An 18,210-nucleotide genomic window follows, 5' to 3' on the forward strand; every position below is an offset into this window, starting at 1 on the left:
AACAAGAACTATCACTTATAACTAAAAATAAAAGTTAGGTTTAATAAAGGCAAAACTAAGCACTGTACGTCAATGCAAATTAATCAACACATATTAACAATATATTTAACATTAAATTATTCTCGACACTATGTAGAGACATAAACCCTTAACCAACATAACATCAATAAATAAAAATAATTAATAAATTGGAAATTAGTAACTTAACCAAAGCTACTTACGCATCATTTCCTCATTTTTAAATCAGCATAAAAATAGATAGCTATTTTAATACCTAACCATCAAATTCAGGAGACACTCCTATGGGAAGAGTCGCTGTTGTAACAGGCGGAACCAGAGGTATTGGTGAAGCAATTTGCGTTGAACTTAAAAACATGGGCCACCAAGTCGTAGCCAACTACGGTGGAAATGATCAAGCTGCTAAAGAATTTACAGATCGAACTGGAATTCCTGCCTTCAAATTCGATGTAGGCGACTACGACGCTGTTGAAGCTGGACTAAAACAAATCGAATCTGATTTTGGACCTATCGATATTTTGGTTAATAACGCGGGCATTACTCGCGATGGCGTCTTAGCTAAAATGAATTGCGATAACTGGAACGCAGTATTAGATACCAACTTAAAATCTTGCTATAACACTTGCCATACCTTAGTTCCTGGCATGAGAGACAGAAAGTTCGGTCGTATTATTAATATCAGTTCCGTCAACGGACAAGCAGGACAATACGGACAAGTAAACTACACCGCAGCCAAAGCTGGCATTCTCGGTTTCACCAAAGCCCTAGCACTAGAAACAGCAAAATACGGCATCACCGTCAATGCAATTGCTCCAGGCTATGTCGATACCGAAATGGTGCGCGCAGTACCTGCAGATGTTCTTGAAAAAATCGTAAGAAGAATTCCGGTTGGAAGACTTGGCAACACGGGCGATATTTCACGAGCAGCAGGCTTCTTAGCCGATGAGCAAAACAGTTTTATTACCGGCGCCACCTTGTCAATTAATGGCGGCCAATTTATGGCCAACTAAAGATTTACTCTGTAACAATAAAAATAAAGTACAAGCAGCTACCCCCAATTGCGCCTTTAGATGAAATTCAAGCATTCATCTAAGTGTTAAAGAAGCAAGCTTCAGTGAATCCACCGGCCTGAAAAGGCCGGTTTTTAAACGCCAAAAATCTTTCCTCTCTCCAATCTCTCATCCACTCTCAACTCATTGCGCCATACAAACGGGCAAATTTTAGACTAGTTGTATGCAATTTGAATCAAACCGAAATAAAGTAAAAAATTTTTGCGAAACACGCTTGACTAATCGATCTGAAAGCATAGAATGGCGCCCTCGTTGTGAGAGGTGCTTACCAGTTAGCTTTTAGCCATCGTTTGGATAAGCTAGCTAAGTATAAGAAAACACTAGGAATTTTCTTAAACTTAGTTTAATATTCGCAACCATGGCGCGATAGCAAAGCGGTTATGCCACGGATTGCAAATCCGTTGAGGCCGGTTCGACTCCGGCTCGCGCCTCCAGCTAACTTAGTTAGCACGTTGAGCTACCACTCAACTAAAAAAATCGCTTCCCTTGCCCGGGTGGTGGAATTGGTAGACACAGGAGACTTAAAATCTCCCGACTTCACGGTCGTGCCGGTTCAAGTCCGGCCCCGGGCACCACTGACATTCTTGTCATTTCTGGCTAAATCCAATTATTCCTTACCAATCATAGAGTTAGCGTTGCTTTAAGCAGACACTTTATTCACCATAGTTTGCCATATTCGTCCCTTTTCGCATGAGTTTTACGAACGAATTACGATTACGGAGTCCCGTATCATGGCATCGATCAGAAGACTTTCTACCAAAAAATATATCGCCGAAATACGAAAAGGTGATTTCTACAAAAGCCAAACCTTCCCCAGCAAGATTCAAGCAATGGCCTGGGCCACGGAGCTAGAACAAAGCCTTTCTACAGGCAATATCGTTAAAGGAAAAACACTGAGAGACGCTTTTATCCGTTATCGAGATGAAATTTCACCCAAGAAAAAAAGCTATCGCTCCGAATTTAATCGCATCAATAAATTCTCTAGGCATTGGCTAGCTGAGAAAAAACTCTTTGAAATTACCCCAAAAATTTTCTATCAATGGATGGATGAGGTCAGTGACCAATTAAAAACCAGCTCTATAAATCGAGATTTAAATTTGCTCAGTGCTATTTTTGAGCAGGCAAAACGATGGGAATGGACAGACAAAAACCCCATTCGTGGGCTACGACGTCCAAAAAACCCACAACCCAGAGATAGGCGCATTAGTGATTACGAAATTAATAAAATCACGGACACACTAGAATTCGACGGGACTTGCGTTACACATTCACGTCATGAAATTGCTGTTGCTTTTTTATTCGCCATTGAAACAGCTATGCGCCAGGGAGAAATTTGGGCACTAACTTGGGATAATATTTTTTTAAATAAACGCTTTCTTCGTTTACATGAAACGAAAAATGGTACCAAACGCGATGTACCCTTGTCTCAGAAAGCCATTGACTTGCTTATTTTATTAAGCCCCCAAAGCTCAGGAAAAATATTTAAAAGCCAACAACATTCTAGCGGCATTATTTTTAGACGTTATTTAAAAAAAGCCGGGATTTCTGGGCTAACTTTTCACGACACTCGCCATGAAGCTTTAACGAGACTTGCTCAAAAGTTACCTGTGCTAGATTTAGCACGAATGGTAGGACATCGAGATCCTCGGTCGCTGATGATTTACTATAATGCGACAGCAGAAGAAATTGCTAACAAACTAAATTAATTGTACCTAGTAGGTTGTTATTTTCAAATGATATCAAAAATCATAAGTAACAACCCTACTTCTAGAGATCGAGATCTAAATAGACCTTTAACCGCTTTCTCCATTCTTGTAGCGCTTCTTTAATACCTTCCGGCCAATCATATTCTCCAACTGGTTTCTTATCTCCTGATCCAACTACTGCAATACTCAAAGCTCTTTCAGAAAACCAATTAGTAATATAACTAGGCCCAAAGTAAACTCCAGATGCAGGTACGGGAACGTCAAATATCATTACTGAAGTGGGTTCTTGGCCCAAACTAATTATTCCAAGAACCGTCGACTTAAAGCCTATTAGAGTACAAGTATATTTAGCATCTTTTTTCACAAGATTTTCAGATGGAAAATCATAAATCACCATCTTTTTTCCAACCTCAACCCTTTTGGTTATATCTCGGAACCTCCAATCCATGTTTCCTTGACCCTCACTTGGTGAGGATGTCAAATATGCAACCCATTTAAGATTCATAAATTCAACAGGAAGCTCATCAACACCATCAACGTCAATTGTTAGCTCTTTCAACAGATCAAACTGATCTAGACTTAATGCTTTAAGAGATGAAGCTTGCTCATCCGACACATACAATTGCACCATAACAGAAGCAAGAAAACTAACTGATGCACCAGATAATAGAAGAAATAAACTGTCTACCCATTCATATCCATCTGGGTAAACATCCAGAACAGAGAGCGTACTAAAGAGAATAGTACTAAACAATGAAATGAATAAAATAATTTTAAAAACCTTTCGAGTTTCATTTATCTCACTAAGCCTTCTCACTTACAAACTCCTAACGGAAAATAATTAACCAAATTATTATCAGGACCATAAATTTGGAGAAAATTACGTATTTGTTTTTATACGAGCTTCGTAAACAAACCATTTAACTCCAAAAGTTTCCACCATATGAGAATTCACTTTGAACCGATCATCATCAAGAAACCTTGAAGCAATTTCGTCTGACCCAAACGACGCCCACACAAATATTAGAATACCGGCCTTAGCTTCTAGATGGTTTGTTACTCCTCTAATGCAATTACTAACGACATCTTCAATTGACCTACCAATGCCCTGCCAATACTTAGCTTTTGATGAAATAGGAAGGTTTGCAATAATATAGTCATATTCCCCTCTAACATTTTCAAACAGGTCTGATTCCACAATTTCAATTATTCCTTGCGTCAACCGACCTTCTTTCACTAATCTTGAAATGTTATTTTGGGTATCCTCGATTGCTGATTTACTAATATCCACTGCCGTAACAGACTTAGCTCCTCGCTTTGCAGATAGGATAGATAGGATTCCACACCCGCATCCTAAATCTAAGACTCTTTTACCAGTGAGGTCGCTAGGTAAAACATCTGAGATAGCTAAAGTGGAATATGTTAGTTTTACATCAGGAGAAAAAGTACGTGGAGAAACAAATATTTCTGTTCCATCAATAGACTTTATGACGATCCTGTCTTGCCGGTTGGAATTTTTTTCTTCCCACCACTTAACATATGAATCCTCAACGGAAGATGAATCATATTTAGAAGGATTTAAACATAGTTCTTCAATTCTATGATAAATTTCCTCACACTGCCCCCTCAACTGATTAATTAAATTAGTTTTTTCAGGAGTTTTGTACCGCGCAATAGTAATACCATCCATATCAGATGGTAATTTAACATCATCATGAGCAACAATATAGGCTCTATTTTTACCAAGAATCCCCATGAACAAACCAAGTTCAAATACTACATTATCTCGTGCTGTAAAGTGCGTGCCACCACGCTCTTTAACAATCGAATCTCTCCCAAAAACTAGGACAGCGAAATCACATTTGCCAGCAGCTTTAATTAATTCGTCAAGAGTATTTTCTCCGAGATTAAAAACACCTTTGTCCCAGGCCAACCCCTCTATATTTATGTGGTTATGATGCCCTCTATTTTGAAGATTAGATTGTATAGCACCCATCACCTCTTTTGATTCAGATGACGAACCAATGAAAACCAAAACAGTTTTTTCCATGACTCACCTTAGGATATTTAAAATTAAATAGAAATAAATTAACCGAAAACCTATATAACTGTAACATTAACAATACACACCACACGCTAATCTGACAGTTGACACATCAAAAAAATTTGAAAATTAATTTTTGAATATTTTATTCCTTACAAGAGAAAACCTTTAAATATAAAAAGGGCACTGCGTCCCTTCAAAATCAAGATTAATGACGGTTTCTAACCTCAGTTAGACACTCCGTAATTAATCTTGATTTTTTCATCCCCGCCTAGTCGGCCTAGTCGCCAGAGGTTCATGAGCTACGCAAGCAAGCGTGCTTATTCATAAACCTTAATAGCGAATATAGGTAAACAAAATGACAACCCCTCGAATTTATATTGCAGATCTAGCTGCCTACAATAATGGTTATTTACATGGCGTTTGGATTGATGCAACAGATGAGCTTGATGAAATATACAAGCACATTAGAACCATGCTATCGAAAAGCCCCATAGACAATTCTGAAGAATGGGCTCTGCATGATTACGAATATTTCGGAAATGTGAAATTAAGTGAATGGGAGAATCTTGAATCCGTACAAAAAATGGCATGCTTTATTGAAGAACATGGAGACCTTGCCATCGAGTTAATTCTGCATTTCGATAATATTGATGAAGCTATAACCGCTCTATCGGAGCACTATGTAGGTGAATTTACATCACTCGCCGAGTACGCAGAAAACACAATCTTAGACACTTCCGAAATTCCCGAACATCTTAAACATTATATTGATTATTCCTCCATGGGACGCGATTGGGAAATGTCAGGCGATATTTTTACGATCGAAACCGGATTTGAAGAAATTCACGTCTTTCATAATCTGTAACGCAAGGAGGCTTTCACATGAGACAAGAAGTGATAATCTGGCGTGATATAGAAATACAATTAGTGACCCAAAAGTCCAGGCATTCTAAGAACTTTAAGAAAAAATACGGTTATAATTTATTTCAGATCCAGCTCAAAATCATAGCTCCCAGAAAAGCAATATTACCTATTTGCTCAACCAATAATTGTTTAATAATAGCCACTCAGCCAACGTTGAACCGCTATGGCGGCCCCGCCCCCATGTTAACTGCAGTATTAAATGACAAGGCAAATAAGAACCCTTGGGATAAATTTGATTTTACAACAGGTCAATACCGCCTGTTTTAGGCGGTATTTTCGAGATGCTATCACTTACGCTAATCACGACACCGCGCTTTTCTATACCTCAATAATCCCCCCAACCCCTAGGGCCTATAGCCAATGTGACGAAAATCTCAGTGCAGTAATTTTAATGAGGCATGTCGCTTATAACCTCACGCTAAATCTGTACAAAGTGCTAGAATAATCATTCTATTTTTATGTCAAATAACTTCATAAGGATAAGTAATGTTTCCCCATATCAGGCCCCCGCGAACACATGTAGAAAGGATTCTTGTGCAATTCTCAAAAATTAAGAAACCAACCATCGCCGACTTCATGGCGTTTCGCACCCGCGCACAAGTTGGAGATTATTTAGACAAATACCGTGCAAAAGCAGCCACAATGACCAATGGGCAGCTGCAAGGGGAAACACATTCGTCAAACCGTATGGCCCGCTACATGCGTCGAGCAGGTGATCCTAGACCATCAAAACGTTGTGACGCACACGCCATCATTTCCGGAAATCACCGGGATGCATTAACACTTCGTTTATTGATGTCCTGGGCCAGAATACGAATAGATGACCCCTTCAATGGCTGTTGGTTACCTAGAGATTGGGATGATCGGCGACATATGCCTAACCATCTACGTGAAGCGGTTCCTCACCGGCGCATTCATCACGAACAGTATTATTTTTGGCTACGTAACCGCATCAATCCAACGGCCATTAGATCACCGGATCAATTGATAAATGCTTTACGTTTGATTAGAGTCGCCTTGCAAAGCGGCGCTGTGCCGCCATCCGTCATGCCACAAACAGGCCGATAAGAGTTAATAGTTATATGTCGCTTTACACCATTGTTTTTGATAATCGCCGCTACCTCTCTGCAATATGGGACAGCGACCAGATCATACGGCTTTCCAATAACGATCTGGATCATCGTATAGACATGAATGGGGCTCCTATTCGACATGCGGATGTTTTTAAAGAACCATTGCATGTAAGTTTTGAAAAAAAGTTTGATGGTGATGAAAAGCTGAGCAAACCTGACGTAACTGTGCAAGAAGGCCGATTGTACTTAAACGAGAGAGCCTACACGGCATTATTCGACATTATCAAAGAGGATGGTGAATTCTTACCGTTAGTAGATGAATGTGGCAATACGGGATATGTATTTACACCTTTAAATATTGCCGAAGAAGTCGACGCGCTTGATAATAATTTGAGTAAAAAGAACGACTGGGGAGACATAGAACATATGGCCTTTCATGAAGACAAAATTAAAGACTGGTCGATATTCAGAGCAGAATTTAATACGTACATGACTCCCCAATGTAATCAGTTTGTAAAAGAAGCTATTGAGCATGCTAATTTAACGGGAGTATTTTTTACCACTGACCTCGGTAATGGATACTCCAACCAATTTGATGAAGGGAAAAGCTCGCTTAACTGAAAGTCATAGAATGTACTAATTTCCAACAATTATGAGGGAGTACCTCCCCGCCTCCATCTTTCAGAAACAAACTATCATACGGAAAATATAAAAATAGACCTTTGCTAGGACATTCAACCCGATATAATCTTGATATGAAATATCAGGATTAAGTTGCTGACGTCCCCCTGCCAACCCTTACAAATAGGGCTCTCGGTGCTTCCTAGCCCAATCTCTTACCTCTTTAGGGTACCAACGTCTGCCCCCTAGGCCTTTTTCTGTAGGGATTCGTACAGCTCTAGGGAAGTTATTCCTGGTAATCACGCGTGATTGCACGGAAGACGTGCTCAAGCGCATGTAACGAGCAATGTCTGAAGCCGTCCAAAGGCCATTATCATTAGCCGCATTTTGCGCTTTTAACTCATTTAAAATCTCAAGCAACAGTTTTTCCATATTGAGTACCTATAGGAGTTCAAGACCAATCATCGGAAAGAACATGATTGTGTGAGTCACACTTTCTTCGTTCGCCGTCTCTGCGGCTTCTCTTCGACAAAAGCGACTTTAATTCCTGCATCCTTAGCAAGTTGTTTAATATTTTCTTTAGCGACTTTTTCTCGCTCTAATTTCCGTTGATCCAGAATCTTATGGCACAGAGTAATGTAATTCTGAATATCCTCATCGCTTACTTTATGCAATATTGCTTCTGATAAAGGTGAATGTTCTGTCGTTGATGTGGGGGTAGATTGAGTCATTGTTATACCTTTTCGTTGGTGGTGATAATAATGGATTCAATAAAACTAATGCCTTCTCCTTTAGCTAAATCAGCCTTGCTTGATACGGCTAGATCTCGAAGCTCAAATTGACTGATCGCGTCGAGCACAGGCTGTAAATATTGCCCGACGACTGTAATAATCTGATCGCCTATTTCTAAGGTAATAACACCTTTTTTAAGCTCTATCTTTCGGAAATGTGCATAGGGTAGAGCTACAATTTTATCAACGTAATGGATTTTTAACGTCGGCGTTGAATCTCTCGAATGAGAGCGATTTAATCCTTGTGTAAATCGTTTTGTTTGGTCATTAGCGTATAGCTTCTGACTCATTGGTGTCATAAATTCAGGGGAATCTGCGGTCATCGTTCGAGCCCTTTGTGATTGTGTTTTATTGGTCCCCTATCCTGCACAATTTCGTTTGACGCGTGTTTATACGCCGACCATGACCTATCGTTAAATAAACCGCTATTCGCGTAATGTGTCATAACCTGAATGTCTTCAATCTGCTTCTGCCAGCGCGCACTTCCATCAGGCTGATTCTTCGTAAGTTCAATTACACTCACTCGTGCGTGACTAGATTTAATTTGTTCGCTTAACAGAGTTTTATCATCTGTGAAAATCTCAACAGATTGCTTCCCTCTAGAGACCGACACATAAAATTGTTCCTGGCTGGCTGCACCATCATATTCAGTATTCTGTGCGATCAATACGTGATCAACTGTTTTACCTTGGCTAGCATGGCTGGTAGTGACATAGCCATAGTTAAAATTACCTTGGGAAGCATCTAATGTACGTCCGTTAAGCAATTCAATATCGCCATTCTTTTTTACGTTTTTGACAGTCTGGATGGAGCCATTATTTAGCCGTCCTCCATCCTTTGAAGTGCCACCCTCGGTGATACGGATTTTTTCACCGGGACTTAAGTGAATGTCACGTTGTTCATATAAGTTGAAGCGAGGCGCTAATGACAAATCAAGCGCAAATGCTTCACCGCCCCCATCACTAATAATGACATCATTGTCGGTAATGTCTGCAACAGTATATTGTGCACCACGAACAATGCCGCCCCTTGCATTTTGCTGAAAACGAATCATTTGCCCAATATGATACGAATCAATGTTCCCACGTTCTGCTTCCGTCAGCTGGAGATTGTGGAATCGAGTCGCTTTCTGCTCTTTTTTAGACAGTAATTTTTCAGCATGCAAAGCGTCACGAATTGCCTGTGTAACTTGAGCACCTTCTGCATGAGTTGGAGCGACTGCAAGCACAGTCTTGTCATGTTTTAAGTGCTCAACATATTTGTTCGATAATGCTTTATAACGTGTTTCAGAATCCGTCTCTTCATGGATAGCATTTAATTCATCCAACTGGTTAAATCCCTTTTCCAAATTGCCTTTGGAGACATAATCAACCGCTTGCTTAAATACACCTTGTTGACGTCTAATCTGTTCGAGCTGATAGGTTTCTAATCCTGCTTCTTGTTGAAGTATTCGAAAAGCATCGCCACGATTTACACTGTTATGTTGTCCACTGTCTCCGACCAAGACAATACGATTATTGTAGTTTTGGGCGATAGAAAATAACTTATGCATATCACCTACGGATAAAAGCCCTGCTTCATCCACGATAATTGTTTTGTCCTGATGCTTTTCATGTTCACGCTCATTGACAATAAATCTTGCAAGCGTTTGTGCTTGTTGCATAGCAGAATTTTGATAAGTTTCGCCGTCCTGGCGCAAGGTGTTATATGCAGCGTCAGCACTTGGGGCTAAGATAACAGCCTCATTACCACTTGCTTCAATTCCCTTAATTAGTCCGGCTAATAACGTAGTTTTACCCGTTCCGGCTTTTCCTTGTATGCCATCTACACGATGGCGACTCGCTAGCAAACTTTGAATAACTTTTTTTGCTCATCACTTAATTCAATGTCAGTATTGCGTGAGTGATCGACAAGCTTTGGAATAACATAGTTATCGTGATATTTTTGCTGTGTAGCATAACCATTAACCACAAACTGTGTGATGGCTTCCTCTTCGTGTAATACATCGAGAGTAGACACCATTACACGATCTTTTAACGGCAAAATTATAAGATCTTTACGTTGTGCTATCGCGCGATCAATATCATGGGCGGTGATATCACCAAAACCTTCTCGTAACGCAGATTCTTTAAGTCTCGACAGCGGTAATACAGATTGTCGCTCCAGGTGCAACCTAAGCGCATAATCGAGATATTTATCGGCATTAATCATTCGTTCTTGTATTTGTTTTTGCTGGGTTTGAGCGTCAGTATCATCCGGTTTAAACGCACTCAATCTATCAAGCGTTTCTTTTTCCTGATCATCCAATCGATTCCACCAAATATCTCGTAAATGATGTTTGCTTAGCCCCTCGACTTTCGCTGTACGCAACTGCGCGCCAACCTGATCTTTTGCTTTATCGTCCTGGATGTTATTGGCAGCTATATATTCTTCAATCTCCTTAGTACGATTAGAAAATTTATCGACGGTTTCTTTGGATATTCCAGCAATTTTCCAATACTTTCCGTCACTCTCAATATCAATACCCAGTTCTGTAAGTCTGTTGGATAAATAGGAATGGAAACGTGCTTCATAGTACGGTGCGTCACGTCTAATATTAATTAATTCAGCGGCTTTCCATTGTTGCTCAACCTCATCGAACGTCAGATTCGGCACGAAGCAATGCATATGACAGTTCATATCCGGTACATGCCCTTTCACGGCTCTGGAAGTGTAATGCTCGAAAGCTGAGTATACTAAGTTGCCTGTGCGCCGAATTTCATTCGAACCATCTTTTCGTACCCGCGTGTATACCTCCGTTTCAAGCTCTTCCATAGTACTATGTACAGCGTCACGAAATGCTTTCAGCAAACGCTCATCCCCAGAATATTCCGCGAGAATACTAAATGATTTTGGCGTATTAAAAGAAATATCAAAACCTGCCCGTCGGTTTATCCTGTGTCTGGCCGTCATCGTGTCACCCGTTTCTGGGTGAATATTATCAACCAGATTATTGAATACCGATTGCTCAGTATGACCAGATAACCCAAGTATTTGAGCCGCTTTACCTCCCCAAATACCTGGCACATCATCTTTGCCAAAATAGTAATCTCCACGTGAGAGTTCCTTGGCAAAATATGACTTAGCCTGAGCCGAATTTTTTGACGTATAGATCCGTAACATAATACCCATTTACCTGCGAGAAGATGTATCATTTCGGTTTAGTAGATACAAACATTAACACCCAAATATAAGATTCAGACATCACCCTTAGGCAGAGCCTAGAGATATTTTTGCCACAAAATAGCTGCGGCAAAAATTGTAATAATGAACCGTCACCCGGTACCAAAACTATTAATAATTAACGTTATTTATGGTCTTTATTCGTAATGTGTTTTCATTAGGAGAAACATAGTCATACTCACTGGCGAGAGTCATGAATTGGTCTCGAATGTCTTCAGGTAATTGCTCACAGAACTGGTCAATTTTTTCTGAGAATATTACTCGAATATATCCATTTGCGGCATTCTCACATTGCTTGTGAAGTGAATAAATAATGCGTTCCATTTCTTCATTGTCTGGACAATATTGATTGCTCATATCAACGACCTCATGCGGTAAAAATGATTACGAATTAAGCTCTGGATATTGATAGAAAGTTGCGTACATATAGTTGGTTTCAGTGGCACTCCATATGCGTCCAGCCTGAGTCACTATGGCCTGTGTGTAATAGTTATTTTCTTTTCCGCCATTGGTAAGAAGCGTGAAATCTCGTTTCTCTACTTCTGCCCGATGTTGTTCACTGTAACTAACATTTTGATTATCTCCAGAATTGTAAGAAGAGCCTTGTTCGTTACTCGAATAACCCGATGAGTCTCCGTGACTGGTAGAGGCCTGCATTGACCAATTCGATCCAATGATGTCGCTTGCCCAGCCGTTGGTTTTATCATGAGTATTTGCATGGAAAATGAGTGTTCCAATGTTTCCAAAAAGAGATTCGGTTTGGTTTACACCATGCTGGCCGTCACCGAAAGCAATATGATAATTACTAATGTTTTGGCTGATTAACGTTGTAATGACACGTGAGCTTCGAGCCGTCTGGGCGAACTCAGCATCTTTTTGAGGAAGAGTCACTATTTGAGCCTCATCAGCGAATAAAAATACTCCTCGCCCACCATCTTCATTGATATCACGGCGTTCCATCTGACGTTGCCATATCAGCTTATACAGGCTTTGAGAAAGCTTCCCTACATAGCTTGTCTTAGCTGGGTAATCAAATAAAATAATCGCGCCTTGAACACTGTATTGAGGTTTTAAGACAAAAGGTTTTTTTCCTGTAATAGGGTTAATTTCTTCATCTGAACGACTAAATAATTCCCACAATTTCCCACGAAGCCATGGATCGATACTGGATGAAAAAATACTAGTGATTGATGATCTCAACCGGTCACCCATGCCCGGATAACTTAATAAGAAATAGTTTTTACTTAGTATAAATTCTTGCTCCCAGGGAACATGCTGCCCTTCATGTAATTTGTGCCGTAGCTTATCAGCGACAAATGTAATCGCTCTCCCGCAATCACTCTCTTTCATCCAGCTTGCAGACTCAGCTTCTTCCTTAGACATTGGAGCACTTCTGACAATGTTATACATATCAAGTAACGTCACTTCTCCATAGGCAAGTTGAGATAAGGTGATGGCATTTCTAAGAAGTTCTTGATTGGCTTCATAAAAATAACTATTCTCGCCTTTGGATAAATCTCCCGCTGCAGTAATTTCCATAACGCGGTTAAATATCTCTAGAATATTTTCCAGCTCATCCCCTCCACTAACACTCATTTCATGCTTGAGGAAATTGAACACAATATCTTTATCTGGAGTAACGTGAATGATGCTTTTCTCACGTTTCTCTTGCTTTGCCCACCGTAACCACTGCTTTGCTTCATCGTGCTTGCTACATATAACTAAACCGCCCAAATTATGCCGCAAAAATGCACGGGCGATTGCTTGTCCACTGGAGGAAGTTTTACCCGACCCTGTTGCACCGAAAATACCTATGCCCATATAAGCGTCACGTAAGGTTAAAGGGTCATTATCGGAGAAATACAATAACGGCATATCCAACGGCCACTCTTGAATATCCTCTGGATTCCAGTTGTGGTTATTCTCCAAGTGGTGCATAAAATCACTCTCGAATTCGCCTTCTTTCAGTCTCGTTAGCAACCGATATAAATACCTATACCACGGTTTTAATTGCATAGCCTATCTGCCTCGTTATCCAATACGATGGTTTGCTTCATCACGACAATTTGACGGGGTTCGAATCAACCTTTCTAAGGGTGGTAATTAACGCTCAAGCCCCGCTCCGGTATCAGGAGAAACATAGTGAGATCTATCTGAACTACTAGTTGCGCCTTGCATAAATTCAGGCATTGGACGAGGTACTTCTTTAACGACTTCACCTTGTTCATATGATGGGAAAAAACCGTCGGGGATATTCTGTGCAATAACATCACGTGCCTGCTCATAAGACTTTTCGGCAATCATAGAGCCTGCGAGTGTGACACCGTATATCGCACCGGCCATAAGCTGTCCCATCGGACTATTATCCATTTCCATTAATCCTTCATAAATTCCTTGAGAAATGACCTCCTCAAGGGAACGTCCTGTTTCTTCAAGATAGCTTTGAAGCTCGTGATAGCGTGTGTAAATTTCGAGGTCTAATTTTTCAATTGGCGCTCGTAAAATGTCGGTAACCATCGTGGAAATTTCTTTTTCAAAAGACATAATTTTAGCTCCCATACACCGCACCCATCATAAGGCGCGGCAGTATCGCGTTTAGTGGGTAAGAGAAGAGAAATCAGTGTTCTGTATGGTTTTACCTGATAAGATCTGGCGATCCATCTCAGAGAAATTGGTAGCGTTTCGTACAACGAACCCTTTAGTATCTTTCGAGGGTTTACCATTAAGTGCGTCCATATGGTGATTAGCCTCAATATGGCGGTCACGAGAATCGAGCAGTTTCTTGCGATAAAGGGTGTAGTAATAACGCACTCGTAATACCATCCATGCCGAAGAAAATATCAATAATCCACCGAGCCCTTGGTCAAGAAATAGATAGATCGCCATGCCTGCTATAACGACTAATAATGGTTCGTACACGCCCTCTAAAATCCATGCATTTGACCCACCCGGAAACATTTTGATTAATCGCTCCAATATGATGTTACCCTCAAAATAGCTGTGAACAATTTCTTGATTGACATTCCTTCGCCAAATAACAAACAGGTGGAAACTTGTCGCTAGACACAAAGAACCGAGATATAAGGAAAGATAAAATGACTCAACTTTGTGTAAGTGGCTAACAATCAGCACAGTAATGAACATCGCAATAATGTAGGTTAAATTAAATCTACGCTCCCCCATGCCATAACGTGTTAATGGATAAACCAGCGCAGTGCCTAAATCGCACAGTAATCTCGCTATAAAAAATGCAAATCGAACGTGCATACTTTCTTTAAACGCATCATTAACGGTATGTATCGCTGTGTTTCTGGCGTCCATAAAAATTTCCTCAAAAAAGAATTAAACTGATTGGTTAAACTCGGAACCTGAATGTATTGAAAACCGTCTATGGGTGCTAATTACCTCCTTATAAAAATATGGAAATATGAACTAAGAACGCTGATGAACTAGGAATGTTAACCATGCGGTTAATAGGCAGAAAATTACATTTACAGCACTGATAGCCATAAACGCAAAATATTCCCCATTAACAAAAAATGCATAAAAAAACGTAACGGAACAGGCCCAGTTCCACATCAACCATGTCGCGAGGCTTACGGATTTATCTACGTTGCCGGATTTGAGCATTTTCCAAAGAGACATACATTGTGGGGCGTAGGCAAAGGTGGCTACACCTGCGTTACACAAATATAAAAAAGTTATGATGTTATTCATGATTTCCTCACTTGTATTTTTAAGCGCCGACTGTGGAATGGCTACAGTTAACCAAATGTATGAAAATTACGTAAGTACTTGTTTCATAAAACTTTTTTATGTAGTAAACGCTGATTTTCTTATGTAAAAATGAGAGATCTAAGGCGTTGTAAGATCGAGGGGAATTTTTACTTTTTAACAACCGACGGCCAGTCAGTTCGGCTAGATATTATGGTGAAATAGAAGCATAATGGCGTTAAATATCGCCAATTTATCCAATGAGAACAAAACCGGTACTCAAAGCAGAATTGGCAATAATATCGTCCTGGTAGGTATTATTGTGAAAAGTACTCAATAGTTCATAATCTTGTGTATTAAATACTGATATTTGAAATTTATGTCTAATTCTCAAAAACACCCTAATTATGGCAATCTTCTCGATATCATTAGCACAGAAGAAGATTAGCAGCGTTCTTTTAAAATAGCTAAATTTGAAGGTCTCTTTGATGGCACATTTGAAGAATTTAAGGAAGAAATAGGTGAACCATTTGACCTAACTGATTCCGGTAATCTTACGTTAGAGGAGGCCTATGATATCGCTTGTGAAGAGGATCTGTTTCAGGGCAGCTTTGAGCAATTCGTCGAATTTCACCAAGAAGCGGTAGATCATGACACGATAAACTTCGCGAATGAGATTTTCCTTAAAGAATGGCCTATCCACCCTATGGTGGCTGTATTTATTGCTTTGCCTCTTGAACAGACTGATTTTGAGGAGCAATTTTTCACTCTGAATGAATATTGTATTAAGGCGACATCAACTCCAGCTGAAATATTTGCAATTGGCCGTGTATGCGGTGTACCTGCAGGTGTAGTAGCAAGAAGAATCTTGTTATATTTCTTCTCTAAATTTTATCAAGATGAGCTTTTTGAACTCAATATTCGAGTCGACAGCAAACAATTTATTAACCTTTTTGGGTACAACACTAAGAGTTACAGGGTTCAGAACCCAGTTATACAAGAGTTTACTCGGCTGACATCTTGTAAATTTGAATTAAGCTCTCTGGGGGATTTAATTCGAGCGGGATATAAGACGATAAAACAAGCTTATATTGCAAACGACATGCTTATTGTTGATAAAACCAGCATTGTCGAGGGAAGAACCACCAACATATTTCTTAATCCAGCCTTTATGTTTAAAGCGGCATTTCCTGTTGACTTTAAACACGTAAAAAGCACAAATAAGAGATCGGAGTTTTGGAATGTTTATCTCTTACTGGTAGATATTTTACCACGTATCGAGCCACGGAAGACATTAAAAGTCCCTTGGACAACACTAGAAAAAATATTCTGCAATCGATATAGCACACTAGAAAACTTTAAATATTTCTTCAAAAAAACACTTGAAGATGTCATTGAAATTTATCCGAAATCAAAAGGGAAAGTCATTACTCAAAACAAAGATCATGTAGTTTTTTGTCACACTCCTGCCCCAATTTAAAACTATCCAGTAATATTTATGAAATAGAAAAAATTCAATGTAGCGGGTTACTGAATCGGAGCAGGTAGACAATCGTCACCCACTCCGAATATAAATAGTTAAATCGGTCGGCAGCTGGTTCCTACAAATCTACCTGAGTCTGAACCGTTAGTAAAAGTTCCAACGGCACCTGATACAGGACCTAAATCTGCGTCATTACTCGAATCCATTCCATCGGAGTCGAATGTTAGATTGAAACTAAAATTCCCTCCAGTAACACTGATTATACCGTTAGAGAGCATTCCACTCAGAGAAGTTTGATTACCACGAAGAGTGACTGCAAGACCCGTTACACTATTATCGTCCATGATATCCAATGCAACTAAAGCAGATCCGTCCGGCGTATTGGGCATGGCATTAGAATTGGCTAGCCCGGATAAACGATATCGTGCAGCTGGGTTTCCAGCTCTTCGCTCACCAGTAAATGTCCCATTTTCACTGGTTAAAAAATTATTCCATGCACCGTCTACTTGTGTGTAAGTTACATTGAAGCTACCAGTAAACTCTGCTCCAGATGAGACGCCCCCTGCGATCACATCACGCTGAGGAGTAAAATCTACCCCTTCTCCAGGATTAGCAGTAAGCACTAGATTCTCAACGGTACTGAATACCAGTCCACTAGTAACGGCTTCTCCCACACCATCCCCAAAGAATGTACCGGGCTCAAACCGCTCATGCTGTACCAATAATAAAAAAGTGCCTGCATCATCACCAGTGAATTCCCCACTGTAAACCCCTGATGCGAGACAGGCCAACGACAAGGAAAGAGCTTCATCGGATTCTCCAAACCCCGGTAATACTGGCGTGCGATTATCAGCGGTGGCAACGTCCGATAAAATCGTACTCACCTCACCGCTAAAGGTTTCTATCGTGAAATCTGGTTGCGGAAAATTATTTGCTATAGCCTGAACAGCCTCTGATATTTGAATACCGTTACTGTTGTCGTTATCAGTGTCCAAGGCTAACAGTAATCTATTGATATTTTGGACTCGAACATCACGGATACCTGCGCCAACAAGATCCACCAAGGTTACCAACTCTTGTCCGGTAACTTCCCCAAATTCGATGCCACCTAGCGAGAAGGTAACGGTGCTTCCGCCTTCATACATAAAGCCACCATTGGCATCTGTAATACCTTCAGTACTCCCAGATACGAAGCTTAGCCCTTCAATTGGAGACGAGAAATTACCAGAAAGTAAATCCGCCGTGGGTTGAGGATCATCTTCAACAGGCGGCATGGTTGTCGGAGTTTCCGATGGACCGGGCGCAGGAACAGGGTCTCTAGGACCATCGCCACCGCAACCACCTAAGCCCAGTAAGATTGCCAAACTGACACCGTGTAAAATCGTTAATCGCATTCGAACCTCTCCTGTGTGAGGAATTATTTTTAGTCTAAGTAGATAGAGCAAAACCCACGGTGAACGCGGATCACAAAGAATACAGAACCGTATTTGAGGTAAATATTAACTTCTAAGAAGAAGTTAATTTCTTGCCTACACTAATAA

General features: G+C 40.3%; 20 protein-coding genes and 2 tRNA genes. 9 read left to right on the plus strand and 13 right to left on the minus strand.

Features of this window, described 5'->3' with window-relative positions:
* The first annotated feature begins 302 nt into the window (after window positions 1-302).
* The 4 genes from phbB to LU361_RS16505 all read left to right on the plus strand — a co-directional run bounded on the left by phbB (window position 303) and on the right by LU361_RS16505 (window position 2,794).
* Window positions 303-1,028 carry an acetoacetyl-CoA reductase gene (gene phbB / locus LU361_RS16490; RefSeq protein WP_233089989.1) on the plus strand — a complete coding sequence of 242 codons (726 nt, stop codon included), beginning with the start codon at window positions 303-305 and terminating at the stop codon, window positions 1,026-1,028.
* A 420-nt stretch (window positions 1,029-1,448) separates the two neighbouring features.
* Window positions 1,449-1,522, plus strand: a tRNA-Cys gene (locus tag LU361_RS16495).
* A gap of 54 nt (window positions 1,523-1,576) precedes the next feature.
* Window positions 1,577-1,663, plus strand: a tRNA-Leu gene (locus tag LU361_RS16500).
* A 156-nt stretch (window positions 1,664-1,819) separates the two neighbouring features.
* Window positions 1,820-2,794 carry a tyrosine-type recombinase/integrase gene (locus LU361_RS16505; RefSeq protein ID WP_233089990.1) on the plus strand — a complete coding sequence of 325 codons (975 nt, stop codon included), beginning with the start codon at window positions 1,820-1,822 and terminating at the stop codon, window positions 2,792-2,794.
* A 61-nt stretch (window positions 2,795-2,855) separates the two neighbouring features.
* Here the strand turns inward: LU361_RS16505 and LU361_RS16510 are convergent, their stop codons facing one another.
* A complete protein-coding gene (locus LU361_RS16510; protein WP_233089991.1) occupies window positions 2,856-3,611 on the minus strand; it encodes a hypothetical protein in 756 nt (251 codons plus the stop codon).
* Between the two features lie 63 nt (window positions 3,612-3,674).
* Window positions 3,675-4,844, minus strand: a complete 1,170-nt coding sequence (locus LU361_RS16515; protein WP_233089992.1) for a TIR domain-containing protein — start codon at window positions 4,842-4,844, stop codon at window positions 3,675-3,677.
* A gap of 352 nt (window positions 4,845-5,196) precedes the next feature.
* Between LU361_RS16515 and LU361_RS16520 the strand changes: the two genes are divergently transcribed.
* The 4 genes from LU361_RS16520 (at window position 5,197) to LU361_RS16535 (ending at window position 7,459) form a co-directional block, all read left to right on the plus strand.
* Complete coding sequence (locus LU361_RS16520) at window positions 5,197-5,706, plus strand: antirestriction protein ArdA (RefSeq protein WP_233089993.1); 510 nt, start codon at window positions 5,197-5,199, stop codon at window positions 5,704-5,706.
* Between the two features lie 17 nt (window positions 5,707-5,723).
* Window positions 5,724-6,032: a hypothetical protein gene (locus LU361_RS16525; RefSeq protein ID WP_233089994.1), complete on the plus strand. Its 309-nt coding sequence runs from the start codon at window positions 5,724-5,726 to the stop codon at window positions 6,030-6,032.
* Between the two features lie 267 nt (window positions 6,033-6,299).
* Window positions 6,300-6,833: an AHH domain-containing protein gene (locus LU361_RS16530; protein WP_233089995.1), complete on the plus strand. Its 534-nt coding sequence runs from the start codon at window positions 6,300-6,302 to the stop codon at window positions 6,831-6,833.
* A 14-nt stretch (window positions 6,834-6,847) separates the two neighbouring features.
* Window positions 6,848-7,459 (plus strand): hypothetical protein, encoded by a 612-nt coding sequence (locus LU361_RS16535; protein WP_233089996.1) that lies wholly within the window; start codon window positions 6,848-6,850, stop codon window positions 7,457-7,459.
* A gap of 177 nt (window positions 7,460-7,636) precedes the next feature.
* Here the strand turns inward: LU361_RS16535 and LU361_RS16540 are convergent, their stop codons facing one another.
* The 10 genes from LU361_RS16540 to LU361_RS16585 form a co-directional block, all read right to left on the minus strand.
* The gene (locus LU361_RS16540) at window positions 7,637-7,891 is read right to left on the minus strand and encodes a hypothetical protein (protein WP_233089997.1); all 255 of its coding nucleotides are present in this window, start codon (window positions 7,889-7,891) and stop codon (window positions 7,637-7,639) included.
* Window positions 7,892-7,947: 56 nt separating this feature from the next.
* Window positions 7,948-8,190: a hypothetical protein gene (locus LU361_RS16545; RefSeq protein WP_233089998.1), complete on the minus strand. Its 243-nt coding sequence runs from the start codon at window positions 8,188-8,190 to the stop codon at window positions 7,948-7,950.
* Between the two features lie 2 nt (window positions 8,191-8,192).
* Entirely contained in the window at window positions 8,193-8,573 is a 381-nt protein-coding gene (locus tag LU361_RS16550; protein ID WP_233089999.1) for a hypothetical protein, read from the minus strand.
* On the minus strand, window positions 8,570-10,099 hold the full coding sequence (locus tag LU361_RS16555) for an ATP-dependent DNA helicase (protein ID WP_233090000.1): 1,530 nt from the start codon (window positions 10,097-10,099) through the stop codon (window positions 8,570-8,572). Before LU361_RS16555 ends, LU361_RS16550 begins: the two co-directional genes overlap by 4 nt.
* Complete coding sequence (gene mobF / locus LU361_RS16560) at window positions 10,093-11,421, minus strand: MobF family relaxase (RefSeq protein ID WP_233090001.1); 1,329 nt, start codon at window positions 11,419-11,421, stop codon at window positions 10,093-10,095. Before mobF ends, LU361_RS16555 begins: the two co-directional genes overlap by 7 nt.
* 162 nt (window positions 11,422-11,583) lie before the next feature.
* Window positions 11,584-11,829, minus strand: coding sequence for a hypothetical protein (locus tag LU361_RS16565; RefSeq protein ID WP_233090002.1), 246 nt, complete (start codon window positions 11,827-11,829; stop codon window positions 11,584-11,586).
* Between the two features lie 27 nt (window positions 11,830-11,856).
* On the minus strand, window positions 11,857-13,488 hold the full coding sequence (locus LU361_RS16570) for a TraM recognition domain-containing protein (RefSeq protein WP_233090003.1): 1,632 nt from the start codon (window positions 13,486-13,488) through the stop codon (window positions 11,857-11,859).
* 87 nt (window positions 13,489-13,575) lie between these two features.
* Window positions 13,576-14,031: a hypothetical protein gene (locus tag LU361_RS16575; protein ID WP_233090004.1), complete on the minus strand. Its 456-nt coding sequence runs from the start codon at window positions 14,029-14,031 to the stop codon at window positions 13,576-13,578.
* Window positions 14,032-14,067: 36 nt separating this feature from the next.
* Window positions 14,068-14,793, minus strand: coding sequence for a hypothetical protein (locus tag LU361_RS16580; RefSeq protein ID WP_233090005.1), 726 nt, complete (start codon window positions 14,791-14,793; stop codon window positions 14,068-14,070).
* A gap of 111 nt (window positions 14,794-14,904) precedes the next feature.
* Window positions 14,905-15,189 carry a hypothetical protein gene (locus LU361_RS16585; RefSeq protein WP_233090007.1) on the minus strand — a complete coding sequence of 95 codons (285 nt, stop codon included), beginning with the start codon at window positions 15,187-15,189 and terminating at the stop codon, window positions 14,905-14,907.
* Between the two features lie 703 nt (window positions 15,190-15,892).
* Here LU361_RS16585 and LU361_RS16590 point away from each other — a divergent pair.
* A complete protein-coding gene (locus tag LU361_RS16590) occupies window positions 15,893-16,666 on the plus strand; it encodes a hypothetical protein (RefSeq protein WP_233090009.1) in 774 nt (257 codons plus the stop codon).
* A 98-nt stretch (window positions 16,667-16,764) separates the two neighbouring features.
* Here the strand turns inward: LU361_RS16590 and LU361_RS16595 are convergent, their stop codons facing one another.
* Window positions 16,765-18,063 (minus strand): hypothetical protein, encoded by a 1,299-nt coding sequence (locus LU361_RS16595; protein WP_233090010.1) that lies wholly within the window; start codon window positions 18,061-18,063, stop codon window positions 16,765-16,767.
* Window positions 18,064-18,210: the final 147 nt, after the last annotated feature.

The sequence above is a fragment of the Sessilibacter corallicola genome (assembly GCF_021290925.1).
Taxonomy (GTDB): domain Bacteria; phylum Pseudomonadota; class Gammaproteobacteria; order Pseudomonadales; family Cellvibrionaceae; genus Sessilibacter; species Sessilibacter corallicola.

Excerpts from the sequence above, each read along its gene's own strand:
- phbB (WP_233089989.1), top strand. The coding sequence starts at position 303 with ATGGGAAGAGTCGCTGTTGTAACAGGCGGAACCAGAGGTATTGGTGAA.
- LU361_RS16505 (WP_233089990.1), top strand. The coding sequence starts at position 1,820 with ATGGCATCGATCAGAAGACTTTCTACCAAAAAATATATCGCCGAAATA.
- LU361_RS16515 (WP_233089992.1), bottom strand. The coding sequence starts at position 4,844 with ATGGAAAAAACTGTTTTGGTTTTCATTGGTTCGTCATCTGAATCAAAA.
- LU361_RS16520 (WP_233089993.1), top strand. The coding sequence starts at position 5,197 with ATGACAACCCCTCGAATTTATATTGCAGATCTAGCTGCCTACAATAAT.
- LU361_RS16525 (WP_233089994.1), top strand. The coding sequence starts at position 5,724 with ATGAGACAAGAAGTGATAATCTGGCGTGATATAGAAATACAATTAGTG.
- LU361_RS16535 (WP_233089996.1), top strand. The coding sequence starts at position 6,848 with ATGTCGCTTTACACCATTGTTTTTGATAATCGCCGCTACCTCTCTGCA.
- LU361_RS16540 (WP_233089997.1), bottom strand. The coding sequence starts at position 7,891 with ATGGAAAAACTGTTGCTTGAGATTTTAAATGAGTTAAAAGCGCAAAAT.
- LU361_RS16545 (WP_233089998.1), bottom strand. The coding sequence starts at position 8,190 with ATGACTCAATCTACCCCCACATCAACGACAGAACATTCACCTTTATCA.
- LU361_RS16550 (WP_233089999.1), bottom strand. The coding sequence starts at position 8,573 with ATGACCGCAGATTCCCCTGAATTTATGACACCAATGAGTCAGAAGCTA.
- mobF (WP_233090001.1), bottom strand. The coding sequence starts at position 11,421 with ATGGGTATTATGTTACGGATCTATACGTCAAAAAATTCGGCTCAGGCT.
- LU361_RS16565 (WP_233090002.1), bottom strand. The coding sequence starts at position 11,829 with ATGAGCAATCAATATTGTCCAGACAATGAAGAAATGGAACGCATTATT.
- LU361_RS16570 (WP_233090003.1), bottom strand. The coding sequence starts at position 13,488 with ATGCAATTAAAACCGTGGTATAGGTATTTATATCGGTTGCTAACGAGA.
- LU361_RS16575 (WP_233090004.1), bottom strand. The coding sequence starts at position 14,031 with ATGGGAGCTAAAATTATGTCTTTTGAAAAAGAAATTTCCACGATGGTT.
- LU361_RS16580 (WP_233090005.1), bottom strand. The coding sequence starts at position 14,793 with ATGGACGCCAGAAACACAGCGATACATACCGTTAATGATGCGTTTAAA.
- LU361_RS16585 (WP_233090007.1), bottom strand. The coding sequence starts at position 15,189 with ATGAATAACATCATAACTTTTTTATATTTGTGTAACGCAGGTGTAGCC.
- LU361_RS16590 (WP_233090009.1), top strand. The coding sequence starts at position 15,893 with ATGGTGGCTGTATTTATTGCTTTGCCTCTTGAACAGACTGATTTTGAG.
- LU361_RS16595 (WP_233090010.1), bottom strand. The coding sequence starts at position 18,063 with ATGCGATTAACGATTTTACACGGTGTCAGTTTGGCAATCTTACTGGGC.